Source organism: Acidovorax sp. KPB24-03 (genome assembly GCF_057546605.1).
The window spans coordinates 1-4,935 of sequence record NZ_BAAJYR010000258.1 but is presented as its reverse complement, the minus strand read 5'-3'; the positions used below and the strand labels follow the sequence as shown (position 1 = coordinate 4,935).

At 70.7% G+C, this 4,935-nt stretch carries 4 protein-coding genes and 2 pseudogenes; 4 read left to right on the top strand and 2 right to left on the bottom strand.

Annotated features, from left to right (window positions below; all coding sequences use genetic code 11):
- The coding region (locus tag AC27KI_RS18620; RefSeq protein WP_487115196.1) for a chromate transporter at positions 1 to 485 on the bottom strand (485 nt) is incomplete at its 3' end.
- A 462-nt stretch (positions 486 to 947) separates the two neighbouring features.
- On the opposite strand from AC27KI_RS18620, the pseudogene AC27KI_RS18615 reads away from it, so the two are divergent.
- The 4 genes and pseudogenes from AC27KI_RS18615 to AC27KI_RS18600 form a co-directional block, all read left to right on the top strand.
- Positions 948 to 1,466: pseudogene (locus tag AC27KI_RS18615) on the top strand (XopAJ/AvrRxo1 family type III secretion system effector zeta toxin); the annotation flags it as partial.
- Positions 1,467 to 1,500: 34 nt separating this feature from the next.
- Positions 1,501 to 1,926 carry a hypothetical protein gene (locus AC27KI_RS18610; protein ID WP_487115198.1) on the top strand — a complete coding sequence of 142 codons (426 nt, stop codon included), beginning with the start codon at positions 1,501 to 1,503 and terminating at the stop codon, positions 1,924 to 1,926.
- Positions 1,927 to 1,928: 2 nt separating this feature from the next.
- A complete protein-coding gene (locus AC27KI_RS18605; protein ID WP_284431188.1) occupies positions 1,929 to 2,225 on the top strand; it encodes a hypothetical protein in 297 nt (98 codons plus the stop codon).
- A 63-nt stretch (positions 2,226 to 2,288) separates the two neighbouring features.
- Positions 2,289 to 3,134 carry a fumarylacetoacetate hydrolase family protein gene (locus tag AC27KI_RS18600; protein WP_487115194.1) on the top strand — a complete coding sequence of 282 codons (846 nt, stop codon included), beginning with the start codon at positions 2,289 to 2,291 and terminating at the stop codon, positions 3,132 to 3,134.
- Positions 3,135 to 3,167: 33 nt separating this feature from the next.
- On the opposite strand, the pseudogene AC27KI_RS18595 reads toward AC27KI_RS18600, so the two are convergent.
- Positions 3,168 to 4,935, bottom strand: a pseudogene (locus tag AC27KI_RS18595) (TonB-dependent receptor family protein); the annotation flags it as partial.

Genomic DNA, 4,935 nt, shown 5'->3' with positions numbered 1-4,935 from the left:
CCACCGGGCCCAGCGGGTGCGTGCGCAAGGCCCCCCGCCATCCGCAGCGCCACGCCGCCGACCAGGCCAGCCGCCACCGCTCCCATGCCGCGCAAGGCGCCACTCACGGCGGGGTGGCCGGAAAACTGCGCATAGACCACGGCCAGCACCAGCACCAGCAGCAAGGGAAACAGCAGCATGCCCGCCAGTGCCACCAGGGCGCCACGCAGCCCGAAATAGCGATCGCCGACCACCACGGCGAGGTTGACCACGTTGGGCCCCGGCAGGATCTGCGCCACGGCCCAGTCTTCGAGAAATTCCTCATTGGTGAGCCAACCCTTGCGGTCCACCAGCTCGCGCTGCACCACGGCCAGCACGCCGCCGAAGCCCTGCAGCGCCAGGAGGGTGAACGACCAGAACAGGTCGGTCAGATGGGCCGGGCGGGGCCGGTCGGCCGCTGCAGGCGGCAGCGTGGCGGGGGCCGGGGGTGCGGGTGAACGGGGCATGGCGGATTCGGGGCGGAAAGGAGCCGGGAGCGGTCGGTGGTTCGGGCCGATATTACGGCGCATGGCGGATGCCCGCCCTGGCGATGAGCGAAGTTTGGTGTGGCACCCTGGCCCCGCGCTGTAAGGGCGGGCAGGGGTTCGCGGAACCTGCCTGATCTTCGCGCGTGGGATGGCACCGCCGAGTGGCTGCCGCTAACTTGCCGGGCCTATGATTCATCGCCTTGCCGCTCGGGCGCGCGTGCCGCGCCATCCCCTCGCCAGACTGACATCGGGGCCCGCTGCCGGCGGGCTCCACGCTGAAATCGCAGAGCGGCTCCCCTGAATTGAAGGCAGCCCCTCGCAGCGCAGGCCACGGGGCCCTGTCCCCTGTCCGCTCGGCGCTCGGCACTTCGAAGCCTGTCTGCCAGGCGAACCACCCATTCCGCGGCCTCCAATGGCGCATACGCCAACGGCTCCGTGGAGATGTTCGCGGTCGGCACGCTGCCGCCCGTGGGGCCCGGGCGATGGGCCTACCTGGCCGATCCGGCCCACTGGCAGCCCGAGCGCCGCAAGCTGCACGATGCGCTGATCGATGACTCCTTTCGAAAGGCCTCTGTCTTCGCGGAATGCGTGGAGCGGTCGGGCTGCGATCCGACACTGTTCGCCTTGCGCGGCAATACGGCTGCCGGAAAGACCCGGCTGGCCCGATCGGCCGTGCCGGCCCTGGCCGACGCCCTGCAGGAAAGCGGCGGGGGCAGCATCAATCCGGACGCGTTCAAGCCGCGGCTCAGGAAGGCGCACGGCCAGCCCCGACTGACCCCGGCCAACGTGCACGCGGAGTCGTGCGTGCTCGCCGACCGGCTGGAACGCCAGATCGCCACAAGGAAGACCGCGAGCGGAAAGCCGGCCAGCATGCTGGTTGACAAACGGCTGGGCGGAGCGCACGAAGTCGCCAGCTACATCGCACTGTCCGAGCACACCGGCCGCCAGGTCGAGATGTACGACATCGACACCCCTCTGGAGCGTTCGCTGCTGGGTGTCCTGCAACGCAAGCCCGACGGGGACGATCCGCGTCCCCCCCTATGCCGCCGTCGTCGCCGGCTACTCCGCCGTTCGCGGCAATCGCCTGGACGTCATCGACCAGTTCCTGGCGAAGCCGCAGATCGGCACCTACCACCTGATGGGCACGTTGGCGACGGGAGAGAAGGCGCCTGTCGCGACCGTTGCGAACGGGGAGCTGACGATCCACGACGCGGACCAATACGCCGAGATCGTGGCGCTCTCCGACTTGCCCGCCAGCGACATGGGCGAACAGGTGATCGACGACGGGACGATCAGGCAGCTGACGCACGCCATGCCCGCCGCCATCGCCGAGACCGCTCGCGAAGCCTTGCAGAAATATGCCGGCCTGTCGTGGTCCCAGGCGCTGGGAATCCACTGCACGCTGAATGGACAAGATTGAAGATGACCCAACTCAAAGGCGAAGCCGCCCTGGCTTTTCATCGGCAACTCAGGGAACGTGCACAGCAGCAGCGGACGGCGCGGCTGCAGGCCGCCAAGGCGCAGGCCGCATCGAGCGGCAAGGAGGCCTTCGACCTCGGGAAGCTCCAGACGCTTTACGATACGACGCAGCGCGGCCGCTGGATCGATCTCGCGCAGCAGGCGGTGGGCTACGAGTACCTGTACTACGTGGAGTATCCGCAGGTGTCTGACCTGCAGGCATTCGCCCGCAGCCTGGACGAGATCGACTACTGGTCGTGATGCTTCGGACGGACGCCCGTCGCCCGCTTCCGCGTCTGGAATCTTCCACCGGTAGGAGACACTTTGAAACTGATCCGATATGGCCAGCCGGGCGCGGAGCGCGCCGGGCTCGTCGATGCGCAAGGCATTGTCCGGGACCTGTCCATGCTGCTGCCCGACATCGGCCCCGCCCAGCTGGCGCCCCGCACCCTGGCCGCCCTCGCGGCGCTGGACACGTCGCGCCTGCCCGTGGTGCCCGAATCGGAACGCCTGGGCTGCCCGGTGGCGGGCGTGGGCAAGATCGTGTGCGTGGGGCTCAACTATGCCGACCATGCGGCCGAAGCGGGCCTGGCCGCGCCGGCCGAGCCCGTGCTGTTCATGAAAGCCACCACCGCGTTGAGTGGGCCCACGGACCCGGTGCGCATCCCGCCCGGCGCGCTGAAGGCCGACTGGGAGGTGGAGCTGGGCATCGTGATCGGCACGCGCGCGCAGCATGTGGCCGAAGACGCGGCGCTGCAGCATGTGGCGGGCTACGTGCTGGCCAACGACGTATCCGAGCGCAGCTACCAGATGGAGCGGGGCGGTCAGTGGGACAAAGGCAAGGCCTACGACACGTTCGCGCCCATCGGACCCTGGCTGGTCACGGCCGACGAGGTGCCCGACCCGCACGCCATCGGCCTGTGGCTGGAGGTGAACGGCGAGCGCATGCAGGACGGGAACACGCGCAACTTCATCTTTGGGGTGCCCCGGGTGCTGTCGTACATCAGCCAGTTCATGACGCTGGAGCCGGGCGACATCGTGCTCACCGGCACGCCGGCGGGCGTGGGACTGGGCAAGAAGCCCGCACCGCGCTTTCTGCGGCCGGGCGACGTGATGCGGCTGGGGGCCACGGGCCTGGGCGAGCAGCGCCTGGTGTGCGAGGGCGGCTGAGCCGATCCGGGCCCTGCGCCCCGGGCAGGGCGGCTACAGGAACTGCGCGCGCAGCCCTACCATGATGCGCCGTCCCGCCGCGGGCTCGAAGAAGCGCCCGTTGCCGTCGTTCACGATGAGCGAGCCCGCGTAGCGGCGGTCGAACAGGTTGTCCAGCCGCGCCCAGGCCTGCCAGCGCGTGTCCCCGGTGCGAAAGGCATAGCCCGCCCGCAGGCCCGCCACGGCGAATCCGGCGGCGGCCTCGGTGTTCACATCGTTGGCGTACACCTTGCCGGACACGTCCAGCGTCGCGCCCCATTGCCATGCCGGCGACAGGGCGTGGTCCAGCGCCAGTTGCACGGTCTGGCGCGCCGTGCCCGGCAGCCGGTTGCCCGAGGGCACGGTGGCGCCGCCCGCCACGGCGTAGGGACTGTCGAAGGACGCATCGAGGTACGTGTAGGCCACGCGCGGCTTGAAGGCACCGGACTGGGCGCTCCACGCCAGCTCCAGCCCGCGCCGGCGCACCCGGTCGGCGTTCTGGTACACGGTGCGCCCGTTCACGGTGGCCGCCGGCACGATCTCGTCCCGGCTTTGCGCGTCGAACCAGGCCGCGTCGATGCGGTACACCGTTCCCTGCCACTTGGCGCCGACCTCCATCTGCCGGCTGCGCGAGGCGTTCAGGCCGTAGTTGGGGCCGGTGTTGCCGGTGCTGTAGGCCATCTCGGCCAGGGTGGGCGTCTCGAAGCCTCGGCCGATGTTGGCGTACAGGTTGAGCTGGTCGGTGGCACTCCATACCAGGCCCAGCACGGGACTAGTCTGCCGCCAGGTGCGCTGGCCGCTGTCGTCAGGGTTGGCGGCGGTGATGAAGCGGTCGTTGACGCTCGCGCGCACGCGGCTGGCGCGCACCCCGGCCACGGCGCGCCAGGTGGGTGTGAGCCAGGCGTCCACTTGGGCGAACCAATCGGTGTTGCCCGCGCGGTCCTGCTCGTCGCGCCGCAGCGCGCCGGGCGTGCCGTTGTTGTTGACCCGGCCCTGGCGGTGCTCGGACAGGCGGTCGGCGTCCAGCCCCAGCGTCCAGGTCAGGGGCAGGCCGGAGGCGCGCCGCACGGTGTGCGTCCAGGCCATGCCCAGGCCGTAGTAGTCGCGGTCCAGGTCCACGACGCCGCCTGCGCTGCTGGCCGCGGCGCCGCTGAACGACAGGAATTGCGTGAGCGTGCGCGTGCCGCCATAGGCGCGCACCCGAACGCTGTCGGCCGCGCCGAGTTGCCGCTCCAGCACCACGCCGAACTGGTTTTGCGCCACGGATTTGCGCGTGCCGAAGTCCGTCGCCACGGCCGGTGCCTGGCGCGGATCGGCCTCGAACTGTGCCCGGGTCAGGCCCAGCGGGTCCTGCGCCAGGGGCTGGTCATAGAGATTGAGCAACGCGGTGATCCGGGTGTCGGCATCGGGCCGGGCCACCAGCTTGCCGTTGAGGTGCGTGCGCCGCGCCGCGCTGTGGTCGCGCGCGCCGTCGGTCTCGAAGTGCGACACATCCACCAGCCCGCCGAGCGTGCGGTCGCCGAAGTCGAGCGAGGCATCCACCAGCCGCTGCCCGAACGAGCCCGCCGCCACCGACGCGCCGGCACCGCCGCCTTCGCGCGGCTCCCGGGTGGTGACCTGCAGCACGCCGCCCGCCGCGTTGCCCGTAGAGTTGGGCCAGCGGCCCGCGCAGCACCTCGACCTGCGAGGCCGACTGCAGTTGCGCCGTGGCCGCCTGGCCCTGGCCGTCCGGCATGGTGGCCGGAATGCCGTCCACCAGGATGCGCACCCCGCGCCACGCCGA

Excerpts from the sequence above, each read along its gene's own strand:
- AC27KI_RS18605 (WP_284431188.1), top strand. The coding sequence starts at position 1,929 with ATGACCCAACTCAAAGGCGAAGCCGCCCTGGCTTTTCATCGGCAACTC.